The organism is Rheinheimera lutimaris (genome assembly GCF_013283795.1).
Lineage (GTDB): Bacteria > Pseudomonadota > Gammaproteobacteria > Enterobacterales > Alteromonadaceae > Alishewanella > Alishewanella lutimaris.
Genome location: NZ_JABSOD010000001.1, coordinates 80,768 through 100,800 on the forward strand (window position 1 = coordinate 80,768; position 20,033 = coordinate 100,800).

18 protein-coding genes are annotated in these 20,033 nt (G+C 50.0%); 9 read left to right on the top strand and 9 right to left on the bottom strand.

Annotated elements, in window-relative coordinates; all coding sequences use genetic code 11:
- Positions 1-212 precede the first annotated feature (212 nt).
- Genes HRH59_RS00365 through mpl form a run of 4 tightly spaced genes read right to left on the bottom strand, consistent with a single transcriptional unit; the run spans position 213 to position 3,905 of the window.
- Positions 213-986 (bottom strand): ABC transporter permease, encoded by a 774-nt coding sequence (locus HRH59_RS00365; RefSeq protein ID WP_173499289.1) that lies wholly within the window; start codon positions 984-986, stop codon positions 213-215.
- Positions 983-1,909, bottom strand: coding sequence for an ABC transporter ATP-binding protein (locus tag HRH59_RS00370; RefSeq protein WP_173499290.1), 927 nt, complete (start codon positions 1,907-1,909; stop codon positions 983-985). The genes HRH59_RS00365 and HRH59_RS00370 overlap by 4 nt, the downstream gene beginning before the upstream one ends.
- Positions 1,906-2,547 (bottom strand): flavin prenyltransferase UbiX, encoded by a 642-nt coding sequence (locus tag HRH59_RS00375; protein ID WP_173499291.1) that lies wholly within the window; start codon positions 2,545-2,547, stop codon positions 1,906-1,908. The genes HRH59_RS00370 and HRH59_RS00375 overlap by 4 nt, the downstream gene beginning before the upstream one ends.
- Positions 2,547-3,905: a UDP-N-acetylmuramate:L-alanyl-gamma-D-glutamyl-meso-diaminopimelate ligase gene (gene mpl, locus HRH59_RS00380; RefSeq protein ID WP_173499292.1), complete on the bottom strand. Its 1,359-nt coding sequence runs from the start codon at positions 3,903-3,905 to the stop codon at positions 2,547-2,549. The genes HRH59_RS00375 and mpl overlap by 1 nt, the downstream gene beginning before the upstream one ends.
- A gap of 155 nt (positions 3,906-4,060) precedes the next feature.
- On the opposite strand from mpl, the gene HRH59_RS00385 reads away from it, so the two are divergent.
- The 3 genes from HRH59_RS00385 to HRH59_RS00395 all read left to right on the top strand — a co-directional run bounded on the left by HRH59_RS00385 (position 4,061) and on the right by HRH59_RS00395 (position 7,412).
- Positions 4,061-5,032, top strand: a complete 972-nt coding sequence (locus tag HRH59_RS00385) for a class 1 fructose-bisphosphatase (RefSeq protein ID WP_173499293.1) — start codon at positions 4,061-4,063, stop codon at positions 5,030-5,032.
- Between the two features lie 72 nt (positions 5,033-5,104).
- Positions 5,105-5,632 (top strand): inorganic diphosphatase, encoded by a 528-nt coding sequence (gene ppa, locus HRH59_RS00390; RefSeq protein WP_173499294.1) that lies wholly within the window; start codon positions 5,105-5,107, stop codon positions 5,630-5,632.
- Positions 5,633-5,792: 160 nt separating this feature from the next.
- Complete coding sequence (locus HRH59_RS00395) at positions 5,793-7,412, top strand: methyl-accepting chemotaxis protein (RefSeq protein ID WP_173499295.1); 1,620 nt, start codon at positions 5,793-5,795, stop codon at positions 7,410-7,412.
- Positions 7,413-7,509: 97 nt separating this feature from the next.
- On the opposite strand, the gene HRH59_RS00400 is transcribed toward HRH59_RS00395, so the two are convergent.
- Entirely contained in the window at positions 7,510-8,751 is a 1,242-nt protein-coding gene (locus HRH59_RS00400) for a malic enzyme-like NAD(P)-binding protein (protein WP_173499296.1), read from the bottom strand.
- A 525-nt stretch (positions 8,752-9,276) separates the two neighbouring features.
- A complete protein-coding gene (rpmE, locus tag HRH59_RS00405; protein ID WP_092792296.1) occupies positions 9,277-9,489 on the bottom strand; it encodes a 50S ribosomal protein L31 in 213 nt (70 codons plus the stop codon).
- 206 nt (positions 9,490-9,695) lie between these two features.
- On the opposite strand from rpmE, the gene priA reads away from it, so the two are divergent.
- The 5 genes from priA (at position 9,696) to HRH59_RS00430 (ending at position 14,838) form a co-directional block, all read left to right on the top strand.
- Entirely contained in the window at positions 9,696-11,870 is a 2,175-nt protein-coding gene (priA, locus tag HRH59_RS00410) for a primosomal protein N' (RefSeq protein WP_331460134.1), read from the top strand.
- 84 nt (positions 11,871-11,954) lie between these two features.
- Positions 11,955-12,521 (top strand): SPOR domain-containing protein, encoded by a 567-nt coding sequence (locus tag HRH59_RS00415; RefSeq protein WP_173499297.1) that lies wholly within the window; start codon positions 11,955-11,957, stop codon positions 12,519-12,521.
- A 57-nt stretch (positions 12,522-12,578) separates the two neighbouring features.
- A complete protein-coding gene (gene hslV / locus HRH59_RS00420; RefSeq protein WP_173499298.1) occupies positions 12,579-13,097 on the top strand; it encodes an ATP-dependent protease subunit HslV in 519 nt (172 codons plus the stop codon).
- Positions 13,098-13,108: 11 nt separating this feature from the next.
- A complete protein-coding gene (hslU, locus tag HRH59_RS00425; protein WP_173499299.1) occupies positions 13,109-14,443 on the top strand; it encodes an HslU--HslV peptidase ATPase subunit in 1,335 nt (444 codons plus the stop codon).
- 2 nt (positions 14,444-14,445) lie between these two features.
- On the top strand, positions 14,446-14,838 hold the full coding sequence (locus HRH59_RS00430) for a gamma-butyrobetaine hydroxylase-like domain-containing protein (RefSeq protein WP_173499300.1): 393 nt from the start codon (positions 14,446-14,448) through the stop codon (positions 14,836-14,838).
- Between the two features lie 13 nt (positions 14,839-14,851).
- Here HRH59_RS00430 and HRH59_RS00435 read toward each other — a convergent pair whose 3' ends face one another.
- From HRH59_RS00435 to HRH59_RS00445, 3 genes are all read right to left on the bottom strand, one after another.
- Entirely contained in the window at positions 14,852-16,711 is a 1,860-nt protein-coding gene (locus tag HRH59_RS00435; protein WP_173499301.1) for a methyl-accepting chemotaxis protein, read from the bottom strand.
- A gap of 84 nt (positions 16,712-16,795) precedes the next feature.
- Entirely contained in the window at positions 16,796-17,320 is a 525-nt protein-coding gene (locus tag HRH59_RS00440; protein ID WP_173499302.1) for a phosphatase PAP2 family protein, read from the bottom strand.
- A 55-nt stretch (positions 17,321-17,375) separates the two neighbouring features.
- Positions 17,376-19,376: a putative bifunctional diguanylate cyclase/phosphodiesterase gene (locus HRH59_RS00445; protein WP_173499303.1), complete on the bottom strand. Its 2,001-nt coding sequence runs from the start codon at positions 19,374-19,376 to the stop codon at positions 17,376-17,378.
- 167 nt (positions 19,377-19,543) lie between these two features.
- Between HRH59_RS00445 and rraA the strand changes: the two genes are divergently transcribed.
- A complete protein-coding gene (rraA, locus tag HRH59_RS00450; protein WP_173499304.1) occupies positions 19,544-20,029 on the top strand; it encodes a ribonuclease E activity regulator RraA in 486 nt (161 codons plus the stop codon).
- Positions 20,030-20,033 lie beyond the last annotated feature (4 nt).

Genomic DNA, 20,033 nt, shown 5'->3' on the forward strand with positions numbered 1-20,033 from the left:
GCGGTTACTAAAACGGCCGGAAAATGGCGCTCACTTTACTGCAAGCGCCGAAAAATGTCTGCAAAAAAATCACTGCAAACACAGGCTGAGGATCGGTTTACCCTAAGCCAACCGTTGACGGCATGGATGCCGGAGCCGAGCCCCCGGGGACCGGGTTTACGGCGCGTTGGTGTGGGTAATCCGGTCCGACTATGGTAAGCAAATTGCCAATTTCAGCTACGCAGGCCAATGCCACGGTTAATCAGGTACATCGCATAACTAAACAGTACCACGATAAAGCCCAGCACCACGGCTAACGCCAGCCACAGGCTAACGTCGGTTACGCCCAAAAAGCCATAACGAAACGCGTTAACCATATACACTACCGGGTTAAGCGCTGCTACATGCTGCCAAAAGCCCGGCAGTAAGGTTAATGAGTAAAACACCCCGCCCAAATAGGTTAGCGGCGTTAGCACAAAGGTAGGAATAATGCTGATATCGTCAAAGGTTTTCGCATACACAGCGTTAATTAACCCGCCCAACGAAAACAGCATCGACGTTAGCGTTACAGTAAGGATAATTACCGCCAGGTTATGAATTTGAATCGTGACGAAAAACAGCGACAAAATAGTCACAATAAGGCCAACCAGCATACCACGCGCCATACCGCCACTGACAAAACCCAGCACAATAATGTAGTTCGGCACCGGTGCCACCAGCAGCTCCTCTACATTGCGCTGAAACTTGGCGCTGAAAAATGACGAGGCTACATTAGCGTAAGAGTTAGTGATCACCGACATCATAATCAGCCCGGGCACAATAAATTCCATGTACGTGAAGCCGCCCATATCGCCGATACGTGAGCCAATTAAGCTACCAAAAATGACAAAATACAGTGTCATGGTAATGGCAGGCGGCACTAAGGTTTGCACCCAGATACGCAAAAAGCGGTTGGTTTCTTTATCCCAAATACTTTTTAACGCCACCAGATAATTGGCTTTACTCATTTTGCACCTCCGCGGCCATTTTCCACCAAGGAGACAAACAGCTCCTCCAGCCGGTTCGCTTTATTACGCATTGATAACACCTTAATATCCTGCGCGCTCAGCTGCGCAAAAATGCCATTTAAGCCCTGGGCTTTTTCTACGTCGACTTCAATACTGTGGCTATCCAGCGCCCGCCAGTTGATGCCCTCTAAGCTGACAGCAGTTGGGTCGGAGGCTAAATCCAGTACAAAGGTTTCGCGGGTTAGCTTTGACAACAATGCCTTCATACTGGTGTTTTCAATAATCAGGCCTTTGTCGATAATGGCGATATTGCGACACAAGCTTTCTGCTTCTTCCAGATAATGCGTAGTAAGAATAATGGTCACGCCCTGCTGATTGATTTTGCGCAGAAACTCCCACATCGAGCGACGCAGCTCTATATCCACCCCGGCGGTCGGTTCATCCAATATTAGCAATTTGGGTTCATGCATTAGGGCGCGGGCTATCATTAAGCGCCGCTTCATGCCGCCGGATAACTCGCGCGAACGGGCATGGCGCTTGTCCCACAAGCCCAGCTGACTAAGGTATTTTTCTGCGCGCTCAAGTGCCAGTTTTTTTGGCACACCATAGTAGCCGGCCTGATTAACCACTATCTGCAACACGGTTTCAAACTGGTTAAAGTTAAATTCCTGCGGCACTAAACCCAGCTGACTTTTAGCGGCTTCCAGGTCGGTATCAATATCGTAGCCAAATACCTTAACGCTACCACCGGATTTATTTACCAGTGAGCTGATAATGCCGATGGTGGTACTTTTGCCGGCGCCATTAGGCCCCAGCAGGGCAAAGAAATCGCCTTGCTTTACCTGCAGGTCGATACCGCTTAATGCCACGGTACCGCTTTTATACACCTTATGCAGGCCTTTAATATCTAACGCTAAACTCAATGTTGTTCTCCTGCTTTTACTGCGTCACCACTGTAGCCCCAGCGATTAAGTAACTGATGCGGCAACTTAAGATGATCTAAAATACGCGCCACCATAAAATCAACTAAGTCGCTTATTTGTTTCGGCTGATGATAAAAACCGGGCGCTGCCGGCATAATGGTGACACCGAGCCTGGCCAGCTTAAGTAAATTTTCCAGATGAATGGCACTAAGCGGGCTTTCGCGCGGCACTAAAATCAGCTGGCCGCCTTCTTTAATCACCACATCAGCCGCGCGCTCAATTAAATTATCACTGGCGCCGGTCGCAATAGCCGACACCGTGCCGGTTGAACAAGGGCAAATAACCATTTGCCGTGGTGCCGCCGAGCCGGACGCCACCGGCGAGAACCAGTCGTCTTTGCCGTATACTTTAAGTAAAGCGGCATCGCAGCCAAAATGTGCCAGCAGCATTTCAGTACATTTGTCCGGCGAGGCCGGCAATTTAACGTCATGCTCGGTGGCAAATACCACCCTTGCGGCGCTGGATACCAGCAAGTGCACCTTAACCCCCTGCGCCAGCAGCAGTTCCAGCAAGCGCCAGCCATAAGGCGCGCCTGAGGCACCGCTAAAGGCCAGCGTTATCTCTTTTGCTGCACTCATTAATGCTCCCGTTTACGTTTTAGCGCGCTTATCAGCTTGTCATGAATGCCACCAAAGCCGCCGTTACTCATAATAACAATACTGTCACCCGGCTCTGCCTGCTCAGTTAGCAAACTCACCAGCGCATCAATATCCTGTGACAAGCTTGCCTTGGGCGCTAAGGCGCGACTGAGTGCGTCCAGTGACCAGTTGGCATTGGCCGGCTCGTATAAAAACACCTTATCAGCCAGCGCCAGCGAAAGTGGTAATGTGGCCTGATGCACGCCCATACGCATGGTATTAGAGCGTGGCTCCAGTACGGCCAACACCCGGTTATGGCCTACTTTATTGCGAATGCCCTGCAAGGTGGTGCTGATAGCAGTTGGGTGATGGGCAAAATCGTCATACACCTTAATACCGGCAATATCTGCTTTTAGCTCCATCCGCCGTTTCGGTGCAATAAAGCGTGCCAGTGCCTCCAGCGCCACCGTTACCGGCACGCCGGCATGGCGGGCGGCAGCAATAGCCATCACGGCATTATCAACATTATGCTGGCCGCTAAGCTGCCAGTTCAGCTCACCAAGGAGTTTATCCTGATAGTACAAGGCAAACCGGCTACCATCGGCTGTAAGTAGTTCGGCGCGCCAATCGCCGCCGTAACTTTGGCGCTCACTCCAGCAGCCCATTTCCAGCGTTTGTTTCACCGCCGGCGTATCTTCCGGTGACAATACCAGACCATTGGCCGGCACCATGCGCAGCAAATGATGAAACTGCCGCTGAATAGCCGCTAAATCGGGGAAAATATCCGCATGATCATATTCCAGGTTATTCAGCACCAGGGTGCGCGGCCGGTAATGCACAAATTTAGAACGCTTATCAAAAAAAGCGGTATCGTACTCGTCGGCTTCAATCACGAAAAACGGTGATTCGCCTAAGCGGGCCGAGCAGTCAAAGTTCTGCGGAATACCGCCGATTAAAAAGCCCGGCTTTAAGCCGGCGTAATCTAAAATCCACGCCAACATCGTGCTGGTGGTGGTTTTGCCATGCGTGCCCGACACTGCCAGTACCCAACGGTCAAACAATACCTGCTCGGCCAGCCACTGTGGGCCGGATGTATAACGCAAATTGGTATCTAATACATATTCCACTGCCGGATTACCGCGTGATAAGGCATTGCCGATAATCACTAAATCCGGAGCCGGCTCCAGTTGCGCCGGATCCCAGCCCTGCGTCAGCTCAATACCCAGCTGTTCAAGTTGCGTGCTCATCGGCGGATACACGTTGGCATCGGCACCGGTAACCTTGTGGCCCAACGATTTTGCGATAGCAGCAATGCCGCCCATAAAGGTGCCGCAGATACCGAGAATATGAATATGCATAAGTTATCCTGAAAATTAATCGCCGCCATTGTAGCAAATACACCCGCGCAAACAGAATTGCGCGCAGTAACACCTGCAATTTGCGCAGAAATTCTTTAAAATACGCCAGCCTCTACCGCATTAGCAAAAATAATTACTGAGAAGGAACCACCAGCATGCGCCGTATCTCGCCAGTACTGCAACAGGACGGAGTCGACAGCGACCTTATTTCACTGCTTAAAACCATATTGGCTGCCTGCCGGGAAATTTCTTTTCGCGTAAGCCAGGGCGAATTAGCCGGAGTATTAGGTTCTACCCTGGCGGAGAATATTCAAGGGGAAACGCAGAAAAAACTCGATATTATTGCCAATGAGCTGCTTAAAGAAGTCATTTTAGAAACCGGCGTGGTAAAAGCCATCAGTTCAGAAGAAGAAGACGACACCGTTGCCGGCAACCCCAATGGCAAATATTTAGTTACTTTCGACCCGCTGGATGGCTCATCTAACACCGATATTAACAGCTTAATCGGCACCATTTTCTCCATTTTACCGGCCAAGCCAGACTTAGCAGCAGAAGATGCCGCGCAGTTTTTACAACCCGGCAGCGCTCAATTAGCCGCAGGTTACGTCTTGTATGGCCCCTCCACTATGCTGGCGTTAACCACCGGCAAAGGCACACGAATTTACACCCTGGATAAAACCTACGGCGGTTTTTTACTGACGGAAGAGCAAGCAGCTATTCCGAAATATACCGCCGAATTTGCTATTAATATGTCGAACCAGCGTTACTGGCAACCGGCGATGCAAGCCTATATCGATGATTTACTTAAAGGCAAAGAAGGCCCGCGCGGTAAAAACTACAATATGCGCTGGATAGCGGCGATGGTCGGTGATGTGCACCGCGTATTGTGCCGCGGCGGTATTTTTGCTTACCCGCGCGACACTAAAGACGCCAGCAAGCCAGATAAACTGCGACTAATGTATGAAGCCAACCCGATGAGTTTTCTGGTAGAACAGGCTGGCGGTGTCAGCTCTACCGGCTATGAACGCATTATGGACATAGTACCCAGCGATATTCACCAACGTGTGGCGGTGATACTCGGCTCGAAACACGAAGTAGAAAGCTGTGTTGCCTATCATCAGCGATAGCCATTTTTAATTGTGGCGCTATAATAAGCGCCACTTTTTTTGAACCGTTTTAATGAACTAAAGGAACAGGCCATGAGCTTAAGCGATGTTGCAGCAGGTAAAAACCTGCCGGAAGAAATTAACGTAATTATTGAAATTCCGGCCAATGCCGACCCAATCAAATACGAAGTAGATAAAGACACCGGCACTGTCTGGGTAGACCGCTTTATGTCTACACCGATGTTTTACCCGTGCAACTACGGTTTTGTAAACCAGACTTTATCACTGGACGGTGATCCGGTAGACGTATTAGTACCTACCCCTTACCCACTGGTGCCGGGCGCGGTGATTAAATGCCGTCCGGTTGGTGTGCTGTTTATGTCGGACGAAGCCGGTGAAGATGCCAAGGTAATTGCGGTACCGGTAAGCAAACTGACCAAGCTGTATGACCATATTCAGGACATCAACGACGTAGATGAGCTGCTGAAAAAGCAAATCCAGCACTTCTTCGAGCGCTACAAAGAATTAGAAGCCGGTAAATGGGTAAAAGTAAATGGTTGGGGCGATGCCGCCGCCGCTAAAGCAGAAATTATGACCTCGTTTGAACGGGCGAAAAAATAACGTCCGTTTGATTCGTGAAGCCCGACACTGTTCGGGCTTTTTTATTTGCCGCTTATGCGCCAAATCAAACAACAACAAGCATTTGCCTAAATAAGCCTCTATACTGCGCATAAACCAATTCTAATATTACCAGACACTTCAGAGCACAGGGGCCAGCGATATGGATGTATTAAGACGTCTTTCTATTGCAAAAAAAATTTACCTCATTCCGCTTATCGGCACTATCAGTTTTATCATCTACCTCGCCCTGGCCAGTAACACGGCACTGAACAATGTTAATACGCTGGAGCAAACCCGCGATGTACAATTCCCGGTTCTGCAATCAGCACAAAGCTCACTGGTGCTGCTGGAACGGATAAAAGACTCGCTGGCCAGCGCTGTCACTACCGGCGATGAAGAAGCGCTTGGCGGCGCAGCGGCATTCAGCACGCAATTGAAGCAAGATTTAGATAACATCAGTCGATTAAACCGCGACTATGTTTCAGACGTGCAAAGCATCCTGCAAAGCTATAACGCTTACTATCAGGTAGCGTATAAAATGTCGCAGGAAATGATCAATAACACTGCCGATTTCAGCACTCTGGCGCAACGTTCAGAAAAAATGAATGCAGATTACGATAATACCGCCCGCTTGCTGGGCCAGTTTCGCGACACCCGGCTAAAAGCCTTTACCAGCGCCATAGACGACGCCAGCGAACAAGCCGGCACCTCAATCACTATCGGCATTATTATGGGCTTAATCACCACCTTAGTGCTGTTTGGTACCGCCTACCCGGTCGCCCGCGGCATTCAGAACAACCTTGGCAGCATGATCCGCTCACTGCAGGACCTGGCCAAAGAAGACGGCGACTTAACCGCACGTATTAACACTAACAGCAAAGATGAATTAGGCGACCTTGCCTACTGGTTTAATACCTTTATGCAAAAGCTGCAGCATGTGGTGAAAGACATCGTTAATACCGCTATCCCATTGTCAGCACTGGCGAAAGACTTACATGAGCTAACCGACGACACCAATAAAACTATCGCGGTGCAACGTCAGGCCGCTAATCAGGCAAAAAATGCCGTGGCCGATATGAATGCCAGTGTTGAAGCCGAAGTACAGAGCGCCAATAATGCCGCAACAGCAGCTAACCAGTCCGGTGATGCCGCCGGACAAGGCCAGCAAACGGTAATATCCACCGTGCAAAATATTCAGCAGTTAGCCGGCAATGTGCAAGAAGCCTCTGCCGTAATAACCCAACTGGAAAAAGACGCCAACCAGGTCGGTACTGTACTAACCGTTATTAAAGGTATTGCCGAGCAAACCAACCTGCTGGCACTCAATGCCGCCATTGAAGCTGCCCGCGCCGGTGAGCAGGGTCGCGGTTTTGCGGTAGTAGCCGACGAAGTACGCACTTTGGCCTCACGTACACAAAAATCGACTGAAGAAATTCAACGCACCATTGAACAACTGCAGGCTGCAGCCCGCTCTGCCGTGCAGAAAATGCAGCAAAGTACTGCCCAGGCCGACAACAGCGTACAGTCGGCCAATCAGGCCGGCGATGCACTGCAGCTAATTACCAAGAGCATTGCGCAAATACGCCTGATGAACCAACAAATTGCTGATGCTACTGACGAACAGCAAACAATGGCCAGCAATATTGTACAGCATGTCGATGAAATATTTACCAACACCGAACATAGCTCTGAAAGTGCCGGTAATATTGCTAAAGCCAGCAGTGAGCTGGCCTCATTAGCACATAATCTGGAAAACATTACCCGCTTGTTCCGCGTCTGAGACAAGCCGGGCAGCAATACAGAGTTATTGCCGTTAGCAATAAAAAAGCCGGTTTAGTACAAACCGGCTTTTTATGTTTTAAGATAACCTGTTGTGTTTAACAGTAATAATTATCCGGCAACTCCAAGCGCGCTACACCGGATGCTACAGCTGCTTCGGCTACCGCTTTGGCTACCCGCGGTAATAAGCGTGGATCCATTGGCTTAGGGATAATATAAGTTTTGCCAAAGCTGAGCTCATCAACCTTGGCCGCCGTTAACACTTCCTGCGGTACCGGCTCTTTTGCAATACTGCGTATCGCGTTTACTGCCGCCAGCTTCATCTCATCGTTAATGACACTGGCACGTACATCCAGCGCACCGCGGAAAATAAACGGGAAACACAATACGTTATTTACCTGATTGGGGTAATCTGAACGACCGGTGGCCATAATAATATCGTCGCGCACTGCATGCGCCAGCGCCGGCTTTATTTCCGGGTCCGGGTTTGAGCAAGCAAAAATCACCGGCTTAGCAGCCATCAGCTTTAATGCTTCCGGCGGCAATACGTCAGGGCCGGATACGCCAACAAACACATCGGCGCCACTTAAAGCATCTTCCAGGGTACGTTTATCGGTGTTATTGGCAAACAACAGTTTGTATTGGTTTAAATCATTGCGTCGCGTGTGGATAACGCCTTTAGTGTCCAGCATGTAGATATGCTCGCGCTGGGCACCGCATTTAATCAACAGTTCCATACAGGCAATAGCTGCCGCGCCGGCGCCCATACAAACGATAATGGCACTCTTAATATCTTTGCCCTGAATTTCCAGCGCATTGAGCATACCGGCTGCCGTGACAATGGCCGTGCCGTGTTGATCGTCATGAAACACCGGTATTTTACAGCGCTTAATCAGCTCTTTTTCTATCTCAAAACACTCCGGCGCTTTAATATCTTCCAGGTTAATGCCGCCAAAGGTATCGGCAATATTGGCCACGGTAGTAATAAACTCTTCTGTGGTGCGATGCGATACTTCAATATCAATCGAGTCCAGGTTAGCAAAGCGCTTAAATAACAGCGCCTTGCCTTCCATTACCGGCTTAGACGCCATAGGGCCCAGATTACCTAAGCCCAAAATAGCGGTACCATTGGTGATCACTGCGACTAAGTTACCTTTCGCTGTGTATTTATAGACATTATCAACATCAGCAGCTATTTCGCGCACCGGCTCGGCGACGCCCGGGCTGTAAGCTAACGCCAGGTCAGTGACGGTTTCGGCCGGCTTGCTTATTTCAATACTGATTTTGCCGGGCTTGGGTTCTGCGTGGTAACGCAGCGCTTGTTCTCTGAAATCTGACATCTGTATTATCCTGCCGTTTGTGTTGTAGGGACGGGCGTAATGTTATTGTTATGCGGTTAGGCTTGAAGGTGGCATATTCTACGGAGCTGCTCAAAAGAAGAGAACCGGAATTAGTCTGATCGTACCAGCGTAAAAGCACAGTAGAAGCCATACCACTTTAGTCGTAACTGCAGCTGTTATAACAATAAAACCCCTCCACGCCAAGAGACGTCCGGCCATCTAAATTCCAGATATGACACAGCACTGCATACAGATGTTGTTGTGAGCGCATAATCATGCCGCCGCGCTATCACGACAGCACCTTCGCGCAACAAGCAATTACCCAACGAGCTTTTGGTAACACTATGAAAAGAAGAGAATACTTAACGAAGAGAGACAGATAATTCATCGCTGTTGCAGGCAAAAGCCACAACATAAAAATATTTTTTTGATTAATACTGATTATTTGCGTAAAAAACAGCCCAACGTCAGGCAGAAAAAAAGCACCCGCAGGTGCTTTTTTCAGTTTCGCTGTCGCAATACCGATTAACGGTTGCCCAGTACAGAGAAACGTTTTTTGAAGCGATCTACACGGCCGCCTACGTCTAACACTTTTTGCTTACCGGTATAAAACGGGTGGCAAGCTGAGCAAACGTCCAGGTGGATGTCTTTACACAGTGCAGATTTTGTTTTGAATGAATTACCGCAAGTACAGGTAGCAGTAATTTCTTTGTATTCCGGGTGAATGCCTGGCTTCATGGGTTACCTCGTTAGGGCCGTATCGCTATCCGGTCAAATTGTTGCCGGACACCATACGTAATTACAGTTAATTAAGGGCGCGTAGCTTAATAGATAGCCGGCAAAGTTGCAACAGCTTCGTAGCCGCACAGCATAAATTTTGTTTTGCTTGGCATTTCAGCAACCGATCCTTACACTTGAACACTGCGTTATAACGGGAACTTGCTGTGATTGTAGTGCGTGTGGCCCTGCCGGTGCCGCTAAGACAACATTTTGACTACCTTATTGCCACCGAGCCACAACCACAGGTGGGTTGTCGTGTGCTGGTGCCTTTTGGCAGCCGCAAACTGGTGGGTGTTATCTGGCAGGTTGCACCGGATGATCAATTCGACAGCAGCAAGTTAAAGACCGTGCTGAAACTGCTGGACAGCACCCCGGTACTGCCACCTTTACTGTGCCAGCTACTAAGCTTTGCCGCTGAATATTACCACCATCCATTGGGCGAGGTGTTAATCAGCGCCCTGCCGGCATTGCTGCGCGAAGGCCGTGAGCTAACGGATTACCAACCCAAAGCCTATCGCCTGACCGATGCCGGCCGGCAGTTGGAAGCAAAAACCTTAAAACGCTCCGCCAAACAACAGGCCTTGTGGCAAACGTTGCAGGCTCATCAACTGACCGAGTCGGTGCTGCTGCAGCAACATAGCCGCGCAACGTTGAAGCAGTTATTGGATAAACAACTGGCCGAAGAAATTATCGTACCGCCAACCCCCTATGCTGCGCCAACTAAAACAGCTGAGGGTTTAAAACTCACTCAAGCTCAGGCGCTGGCTGTTACCGCCGTGGATCAAGCCTGTGGCCGTTTTGAGCGCTTATTACTTGAAGGTGTTACCGGCTCGGGTAAAACTGAAGTGTACCTGCAAAGTATTGCCAAGCTGCTCCAGACCCAACAGCAGGTACTGTTGATTGTGCCGGAAATTGGCTTAACGCCGCAAACACTGGAACGATTCCAAACCCGCTTTGATGTACCGGTACTCTGTTGGCACTCAGCGCTTAGCGATAGCGAGCGCTTACATTGCTGGTTGCAGGCGGGCACAGGTGCTGCTGCTATTATTATCGGCACCCGCTCAGCCCTGTTTCTGCCGTTTTGGCGCCTTGGCCTGATTATTATTGACGAAGAACATGACCAGTCACTAAAACAACAGGACGGCTTTCGTTACCACGCCCGCGATTTGGCCATTAAACGCGCCGCCTTACAGCACTGCCCTATTTTACTCGGCTCGGCTACACCCAGCCTTGAAAGCCTGCACAACGCACTGAACAGGCGCTTTATTCATCTGCCGCTGCCGGATCGGGCCGCCGGTCAGGCGCTACCCAAATTTGAACTGGTCGATTTAAAGCAGCAGGTACTGCAATTTGGCCTCGCCAGCCAGACATTAGCCAAAATAAAACAACAACTGGCGCTGGGGCTGCAGGTCATGCTGTTTTTAAACCGCCGCGGTTTTGCCCCCGCACTCAGTTGCCAGGAATGTGGCTGGCTAACAGAATGCCATCGCTGCAGTGCTTTTACCACCTATCATAAACAAAGCCGTCAGTTGGTATGTCACCATTGCGGTGCCAGTAAAGCAGTGCCGCGCCAATGCGGCGGCTGTGGCAGCACACAGTTAAAACCGCTGGGCCAGGGTACCGAACAGTTAGAAGAGAACCTGCAGCAGCTTTTTCCTGATATCGCCATTACACGGTTAGATCGCGACAGTACCCGCCGTAAAGGTGCATTGCATCAGGCGCTGGACGATATTCATCAACATGGTGCGCGCTTAATCGTTGGCACGCAAATGCTGGCAAAGGGCCATCATTTTCCAAATGTTAGCCTGGTGGTGATTGTCGACGTGGATGGCGCTTTGTACAGCAGTGACTTTCGTGCGCCGGAGCAGTTAGCACAGTTACTGACTCAGGTAGCCGGCCGTGCCGGTCGGGGTAGCAGTGGTGGTACGGTGTTGCTGCAAACCCACTACCCTGAGCATGCGTTACTGCAGGATATTATCCAAAACGGCTACGCGTCTTTTGCCCGCAGCGCATTGCAGGAGCGTGAGCAAACACGGCTGCCGCCGTTTCAGCATCTGGCACTGTTCAGCGTCGAAGCGCATCAGTCTGAGCTGTGTCATCAGTGGCTGCAACAACTGGCTGATTCAGTCAGACAATTTGCTGCTATCCAACTGTTGGGCCCCATACCTGCGCCGCTGGAGCGGCGTGCCGGCAAGTACCGCTGGCAGTTGCAACTGTACAGCCCGGCGCGCCCGGCGCTGCATCAGGCATTGGATAAGGTGTTGCACCTTATTACGCAGTGGCCGCTGAGCCGCAAAGTAAAATGGCAACTGGATGTCGACCCAACCGACCTTACCTGAGCGGTAACACCGCGGTTATGTTTCTTTTTCTGCCTAACCTGGTAGAATAGCGCCACACCGCGTAGTAAGAGTAACCACAACCTTATGCCACAAAAAGACTATGTTAAAGCCGCCAGGCCCAAAACCAATGCCGCAAACCGGCGTCCTGCCCGCAGCAATGCCAAAGCAGCCGCTCAGGCGCCGGCTAAACCCTGGCTGTTGTTAATTGTCACCTTTGTGCTGATCAGCGGCTTTGTGTATTTTTTATGGTTCTTAAACCAACAACCGGCGACCACTGCGCCAACAGTAAAACCGCCGGCGAAAACCGTTAAAAAAGACGAACTACCGGCCAAACCTACTGAAGAGCCGTATCAGTATATTAAAGAGCTGGAAAATAAAGAGGTTAAGGTAGACGTTACAGAGCAACAACAAAGCAGTGGTCCTTATCAGATGCAATGCGGCTCATTTCGTGAACAACAGCAGGCTGAAACCATGAAAGCGCAAATTGCCTTTGCCGGTTTTACCTCTGAAGTACGCCGTACCGATGGTGAGCGTGGTGTCTGGTACCGTGTGGTACTGGGGCCTTACGAGTCGAAACGCCAGGCTACTGCTGATCGCAATCGCTTACGGCAACAAAATATTAATACCTGCCAAATCTGGAATTGGTCTTGAAATAACCCCGCACCAACCACACTTAAGCCCTGTGTTAATTACGCCACAGGGCAATTTATGACCACTATAGTTTCTGTTCGCCGCGATGGCCACGTTGCCATCGGCGGAGATGGCCAGGTCTCACTTGGCAATACCGTAATGAAGGGCAATGCCCGCAAAGTGCGCCGCTTGTACAACAACAAAGTGATCGCCGGTTTTGCCGGCGGCACCGCCGACGCCTTCACCTTATTTGAACGCTTTGAAGCCAAACTGGAATTACACCAGGGCCATTTGATGCGCGCCGCCGTTGAATTAGCCAAAGATTGGCGCACCGACCGTATGCTGCGCAAACTTGAAGCCTTGCTGGCTGTTGCAGATGCCAATACCTCATTAATCATTACCGGTAACGGTGATGTGGTGCAACCTGAGCACGACTTAATCGCCATTGGCAGCGGCGGCCCTTACGCGCAAGCCGCCGCTACTGCTTTGCTGCACAATACTGAACTGAGTGCCCGCGACATCGTGGAGAAAAGTCTGACCATCGCCGGTGATATTTGTGTCTACACCAATCACCATCAGACCATTGAAGAATTATAAGCAGGTATCCTATGTCTGACATGACCCCAAGAGAAATTGTGCACGAGCTGGACCGGCATATTATCGGCCAGAACAAAGCTAAACGCGCGGTAGCCATAGCGCTGCGTAACCGCTGGCGCCGTATGCAGCTGGAACCGTCATTACGCCAGGAAGTTACGCCGAAAAATATTCTGATGATAGGCCCGACCGGGGTGGGTAAAACCGAAATTGCCCGCCGTCTGGCTAAATTGGCCAATGCGCCCTTTATCAAGGTAGAAGCGACTAAATTTACTGAAGTGGGTTATGTCGGCAAAGAAGTCGAAAGCATTATCCGTGACCTTACCGACAGTGCGGTAAAAATGTTCCGCGAGCAGGCGATTGAAAAAAACCGTTTTCGCGCCGAAGAAGCCGCCGAAGAGCGTATTCTGGATGTGTTGCTGCCTCCGGCGAAAGAAGCCTGGGGCGAGACAGACAACAAGCCGGCCACTGACAGCAGCACCCGCCAGGTGTTCCGGAAAAAGCTGCGCGAAGGCCAATTGGATGACAAAGACATTGAACTGGATTTAGCCCAGCCAAATATCGGTGTCGAAATTATGGCACCGCCGGGTATGGAAGAGATGACGTCACAGCTGCAAAGCATGTTCCAGAGTCTGGGCAGTGAGAAAAAGAAAAAGCGTAAGCTGAAGATCAAAGACGCACTGAAACAACTGATAGAGGAAGAAGCCGCCAAACTGGTAAACCCGGAAGAGCTGAAAGCACAGGCATTAGACGCGGTGGAGCAAAACGGTATTGTTTTTCTGGATGAAATAGACAAAATTTGTAAGCGCGGTGAAACCAGCGGCCCCGATGTATCACGCGAAGGTGTACAACGTGATTTGCTGCCGCTAATCGAAGGCTGCACAGTAAACACCAAGCATGGCATGGTAAAAACCGACCATATTTTGTTTATCGCCTCCGGCGCGTTTCAAATGAGCAAACCGTCCGATTTAGTACCGGAATTACAAGGCCGTTTACCTATTCGTGTTGAGCTTGAAGCGCTAAGCGCTGCCGACTTCGAACGTATTTTAACCGAGCCCAAAGCTTCACTTACCGAGCAGTCTATTGCCATGCTGGCGACCGAAGGCGTTAAGCTGAGTTTTGCTGCCGACGGCATTAAAAGCCTGGCTGCTGCGGCATGGCAGGTGAACGAAACCACCGAAAACATCGGCGCACGTCGCTTGTATACCGTGATGGAACGTCTGTTGGAAGAGATTTCCTACGATGCGGCCGATCACGCCGGTGAACATATTGAGGTTAACGCTGCCTATGTAGAAAAACACCTTGGTGCCCTGGTTAAAGATGACGACTTAAGCCGGTTTATTCTGTAAAAATGTCCGATTCGCAAACCATTCAGCCGCAGGTGAGCCAACTGCATTACCACCGCCAAAGCCGGAAGCTGGACGTGACGTTCAGCGATGGTACTGTGGTGAGTTTTAGTGCAGAGTTCTTGCGGGTGCTCTCACCCTCAGCCGAGGTGCGTGGCCACGGTAAGCCCAAGCTGGTAAGCAATAAAAAGCAGGTTGGCATCAGCAAACTGCAACCGGTTGGCCATTACGCGGTAAAGCTGCTGTTTGACGATGGCCATGACAGCGGAATTTACAGCTGGCTATACTTACACCAACTGGCGCAGCAGCAAGACAGTTTGTGGCAAGACTATTTACAGCAACTGGCACAGGCCAACGCTAACCGGGATGCGTTAATCCCTGTTAGTCTGCGCCGCTGAAACCGTGTTGTGCTTACGCCTGAAAACGGTCGACTGACTGATGTAACCGCGCAGCTTGCTGCGCTACCTCTTCACTTATTGCCGCATTATGTTTGGCGTGGCCATAAGTTTCATCTGACAAATCACGAATAATCACCACATTTTTGTTCACTTCAGCCGCAACATGGCTTTGCTCTTCAATGGCAGCCGCAATTTGCGTGGTCATATCCATAATATTGGTGACATCTTGAGTGATCTCCGTCAACAGTTGCATAGCCACATTGGCTTGCTCTGCGCTTTCTGCGCCCTGCTGACGACACCCCTGAATCACCTGCACTATTTCCGTGGTGCGGCCCTGTAAGCCATTAACAATACTCTCTATTTGCCGCGTCGACTCCTGGGTACGCATCGCCAGATTACGCACTTCATCGGCCACCACTGCAAAACCGCGCCCCTGCTCACCGGCCCGTGCCGCCTCGATGGCCGCATTTAGCGCCAGTAAATTAGTTTGTTCGGCAATGCCACGAATAACATCCAGCACCGAACCGATAGTTTTGCTGTCTTTTTCCAGTTCAGAAACAACATTGGTGGCATTTTGCAATCTTTCTGACAGCGCATTGATACGCTGCACAGTTTGCTGCACTTCGGCGCGGCCACTTTGTGCATTTTGGTTAGTGGCCTCGGCTTTGGCTGCCGTTGTCTCTGTATTGCCGGCAATTTCGTTAATGGTTGCGCCCATTTCGGTTACTGCTGTGGCAACCATATCGGTTTCATTTTGTTGCTGCTGCATACCACGGCTGGTGTCTGCAGTAGAGCGCGCCAGCTCGTTAGTAGCAGTATCCAGCATTTCCAACGCTTGATTTACGGTTTTTATTAAGTCCTGAAAATCACCCAACATGGCGTTGAAATCTGTGGCGAGAGTAGTCATTTCATCTTTACCGTCTACCGCCACCCGCATACGAAAATCATTGTTGGCACGAATAAGACCGATAGCCTCACACACTTCCATTACCGGGCGTAAAATACTGCGACTGGTTAATGCCACTAATAACAAAACTACTGCCAGTACCGCAATAAAGATGCCTATCGCCAACCGCTCTGTTGCCGTTACCGCAGCGATTATCGCCTCGCCGGTTTGTTCTGACAGCTGTTTTAAACTGGCCTCAGTGCTCTGTATTGCGCTGCGCATCTCACCGGTTACGCCTTCTGACTCGGTCAAACCAATTTGCTGCGTCGCCAGGACCAGCGCGTTAAAGCGTTGGTTGTAGTTATCAGCCAGGGTTTTACTGGCCGGATCTGCCGCCAGTTGTTGAGACAATTGCGCAAAGGTACCGGCAAAACGCTCGCTGTATACCATGTCTTTACGCAGTAAAAAATCTTTCTCAGCGCGGCGTAGCTGCAGTACCAATACCATCAGATCGTCACGGTCCAGTTGCTCAAAACGATCTTCCAGCTGTTGCACGGTTTGCCGCAGCTCTCCGGTAATGCCTGTGTCGGGCGTTAACCCCAGCCGCTGCTGTGCGCTAACCAACTGATTAAACGTTTGTTGATAGCCAGCTGTCAGCTCCGCAAAGGTTTGCAGTGGTTTACGATCAATACCATGTTGCTGTAATAAGCCATCAAGTTCTGTCGCGCGTTGCTGCATCTGTTGATAGTGATCATTTAAGCGCTGCTGGTAGCGCAGTTCGGTGCGCATAACAAAGTCTTTTTCATGGCGGCGAAACATCAGTACATCAGTACTGATTTGTTCAACCAACTGCTGAGTGCGGGCCAGGCTGGTAAGTTGGCCCCCCTGATAAAACAGGATAAACAACATAATGGCCATAGCCACCACCAGGGCGCCACCATTAATAAACAAACGCTGTTTTATTGATAATCGTCGTAATTGGCTCATTTTTCTACCACCGGCAATTGTTAACAGTTTCTTTGAGAATAGCCTGTTAATAAGAAAAAGCTGCTGTTTTTCGAAGAATAGCGTTCAGTTGAACAAGGAATGGGCAACCAGACAGCTACTTGTGCCCAAGACCGCGCCAGCTATGACATCCAGCGGGAAATGCACGCCTAACATTATGCGCGACATGCCGATACTTACAGCCCACAAAAGTGCCAATGGTAGAAACAGCGGAAAATACAATGCCACTGCAGTGGCGACGACAAAAGCCCCTGCTGTATGGCCGGAAGGTAAACTAAAGCGATCAGACGGCGTAATGTGCGCGCAAATAAACGCAGTTAACGTATCTGCAGGGCGGGCGCGTTTAATACTGTTTTTCAGCGTCAGATACAGTGGTAGCTCAATCGCGAAGGCTGCCAGCAGCAACAAGCTGAAATCGGTGGCAGCAAGCACTTCGAAGCACACCAACAGCACAGCCAGCACCAGATAGAGCGGGCCATCAGCGGTTTTTGATAACCAGTAACTGCTGATAAACATCTGCCGCGACGTACTACGACTAAACAGCCGGCAAAAAAAGCTGTGGTCCCATTGTTCCAGCCGTTTCAGTAGCATGGTCGTGCCTCGTCATCTGCTCTGACTAAGCACAGCCTAACCTTGCTTTATGACGCTACAATGACAATTGACGGGAACAAAACGCCAGCGCGTCTGCCTCAGATAGCGGTCTGGCAATGTAATACCCCTGCACTGCATCGCAGGACATATTTTTCAGCAACTGCAGCTGCACTGCGGTTTCCACACCCTCGGCTAAAATACGTTTACCCAAGCCATGCGCCAGCTTAATCATGGTTTTTACGATCATCATGTCGGAGTCATTGCCGGCCATATCCATCACAAAACTGCGATCAATTTTTATCTTGTCGATTGGCATACGGCGTAAATATGCCAACGATGAATAACCGGTACCAAAATCATCAATAGACACCCGAATCCCCATCTGCTGTAACTCCATTACATGGTTTGAGCCTTTCTCCATATCATGCATGGCAGTGTTTTCGGTGATTTCTAACTCCAGTAGCTCCGGCGATACCTGATACTGTTGCAGTAACTGGCGGATTTTTTGCTTTAAGCCATCTTGTTGAAAATGTAGTGACGACATATTTACCGCAAACGGAATATGCAACTGGTGCTGCTTCCACTGGCTGAGCGTTGCCACCGCTTTATGCAGGATCCAAAAATCCAGCTGCCGGCTTAAACCTAATTGCTCGACAAAGGGTAAAAATTGCCCCGGCATCAGAAAACCACGCTTAGGGTGTTGCCACCGTACCAGCACTTCAAACGCATCTAAGCGGTTATCACGCACATTTAGTTGTGGCTGAAAATACAAAACAAATTCATCATTTTGCATGCCAGCCAGCAATTCGCTTTCCCAACTGATTAAACGTGCCGACTCATCTTCCATACCGGTTTGATACGCTAAACATTTATGCTGAATACGTTTAGCCTGGTGAAAAGCAATGTTGGCTTTTTGCAACAGGCTGTCTGCCGTTTGCCCGTCCTGTGGCGAGCAGGCAAAGCCAATAGTTCCGGTGAGTTTGAGCTGTCCGCTTTCCACAACAAAGGGCTTTTCGACCAATTGCTGCAAATGCCGCAGGGCAAACTGCAATTGGGTGTCATTGCTGATATCGGTCAGCACCAGGGCAAAAATATCTCCACCGGTTCGGGCAATCAGCGCCGGCTTTAAAATGCTGTTATCAAAACGCTGGTTAAGCTGGCGCAGCATTAAATCGCCTTGTTTTAACCCTACAGATTCATTAATGGTTTTGAACTTGTCCAGCCCCAACATCAACACGTAAACCGGTCCGGAATGTTGTTTCAACGTATCTTCCAGCCTCAGCAGCAGCGCATCGCGGTTTAATGCTCCGGTTAGCTGGTCATAATGGTTCAGATAGCGGGTCTTTTCGGTTAGCTGTACATTGGTATTACGCTCATGCTCCTGTAACCAAATAAGCAGTGCCAACCCCAAACAACACAGCAAAAACAGCTCTGCGCACTTGTAGACCAATATCCAATTTAAATCAGTCAGTTGCTGCTCTGTCAGCAGTTGCCAAAGCGCAGAAATGATATACAACAGGCCCCACAACGTCAGACTGACAACGGCCAATTTTTGCCCTAATGAGCGTTCGATACGCGGCAATAGCCCTACCGCCGCTGCCAACAACACTATCCCCATTAGCAGCAAACGTACCGACACACGAAAATACTGCTGCCAATCGCCAAAGGCATCTGTCAGGGCAAAGGGCAGTACCGTAATCAGTGCCAGCGCGACTAACATCCACAATAACTGTACGCCGGATAACTGCAATAACAGATGCTTGCTGTTATCGCGGGTTTGCAACATACCGCGCAACAAAAAAACGGCGAACATATAGCTACTGCCGACCACTGAAAAATACAACAGTGCATTCATCAAACCGGTAACGTCCGGCAACAGTCCCTGGATTACCGCACTGAGCTGATAAACAGCAAAAGCAAGTAATGCCAGAAACCAGGACCGGATATAGCTTTGTTGATAAATACGACTGAAGTTCCACAACAAATAGCTCAGCAGCAGTGCCACACCCAACTGGGTCAGATAAATTGCAAGCCTGGCAAAGATTTCAGGGGCCACTGTTATTACCGGTTAAGATACCTGACTACACCTTAACAAATAATCTGATATGCCGACAATACAGTAGCCGGCACAATCATCGGAAAAGCCAATAATAATAAGTGTTTGAGCTTAACTCAGTCAGCGCTATACTGACAGGCTAATACCCTTGCATGCCGGAGCACACCATGGAATACAACACATCTGAGTTATGTGATTTATACGCCGATTTAGTCGATGTGGTTGAGCCGCTGTTTGCCAGCTACGGTGGCCGGCGTTCTTTCGGCGGCCAAATTCATACCGTGAAATGCTTTGAAGACAATGGCTTAGTGCGGCAAATGTTGGCGGACCCTGGTGTTGGCAAAGTATTGCTGATTGACGCCGGTGGTTCTGCCCGTCGCGCCATTATAGATGCAGAGCTGGCCTCTGTTGCGGCTGCTAACGGCTGGGAAGGCATTGTTTGCTATGGCAGCGTACGGGATCTGGATTTGTTGGAAGACTTTGATATCGGTATTCACGCGGTTAATGCCATTCCGGTGGGCGCCGACGATAAAGGCTTTGGCGAAACCGAAGTACCGGTAAATTTTGCCGGCGTTACGTTTTTGCCGGGCGATCATTTATACGCCGACAGCACCGGTATTATTATGTCGCCGGATGCATTGGATATCGAATAAAGCG

Excerpts from the sequence above, each read along its gene's own strand:
- HRH59_RS00400 (WP_173499296.1), bottom strand. The coding sequence starts at position 8,751 with ATGTCAGATTTCAGAGAACAAGCGCTGCGTTACCACGCAGAACCCAAG.
- HRH59_RS00395 (WP_173499295.1), top strand. The coding sequence starts at position 5,793 with ATGGATGTATTAAGACGTCTTTCTATTGCAAAAAAAATTTACCTCATT.
- ppa (WP_173499294.1), top strand. The coding sequence starts at position 5,105 with ATGAGCTTAAGCGATGTTGCAGCAGGTAAAAACCTGCCGGAAGAAATT.
- mpl (WP_173499292.1), bottom strand. The coding sequence starts at position 3,905 with ATGCATATTCATATTCTCGGTATCTGCGGCACCTTTATGGGCGGCATT.
- HRH59_RS00415 (WP_173499297.1), top strand. The coding sequence starts at position 11,955 with ATGCCACAAAAAGACTATGTTAAAGCCGCCAGGCCCAAAACCAATGCC.
- HRH59_RS00365 (WP_173499289.1), bottom strand. The coding sequence starts at position 986 with ATGAGTAAAGCCAATTATCTGGTGGCGTTAAAAAGTATTTGGGATAAA.
- rraA (WP_173499304.1), top strand. The coding sequence starts at position 19,544 with ATGGAATACAACACATCTGAGTTATGTGATTTATACGCCGATTTAGTC.
- HRH59_RS00375 (WP_173499291.1), bottom strand. The coding sequence starts at position 2,547 with ATGAGTGCAGCAAAAGAGATAACGCTGGCCTTTAGCGGTGCCTCAGGC.
- hslU (WP_173499299.1), top strand. The coding sequence starts at position 13,109 with ATGTCTGACATGACCCCAAGAGAAATTGTGCACGAGCTGGACCGGCAT.
- HRH59_RS00440 (WP_173499302.1), bottom strand. The coding sequence starts at position 17,320 with ATGCTACTGAAACGGCTGGAACAATGGGACCACAGCTTTTTTTGCCGG.
- HRH59_RS00435 (WP_173499301.1), bottom strand. The coding sequence starts at position 16,711 with ATGAGCCAATTACGACGATTATCAATAAAACAGCGTTTGTTTATTAAT.
- HRH59_RS00385 (WP_173499293.1), top strand. The coding sequence starts at position 4,061 with ATGCGCCGTATCTCGCCAGTACTGCAACAGGACGGAGTCGACAGCGAC.
- rpmE (WP_092792296.1), bottom strand. The coding sequence starts at position 9,489 with ATGAAGCCAGGCATTCACCCGGAATACAAAGAAATTACTGCTACCTGT.
- HRH59_RS00430 (WP_173499300.1), top strand. The coding sequence starts at position 14,446 with ATGTCCGATTCGCAAACCATTCAGCCGCAGGTGAGCCAACTGCATTAC.
- hslV (WP_173499298.1), top strand. The coding sequence starts at position 12,579 with ATGACCACTATAGTTTCTGTTCGCCGCGATGGCCACGTTGCCATCGGC.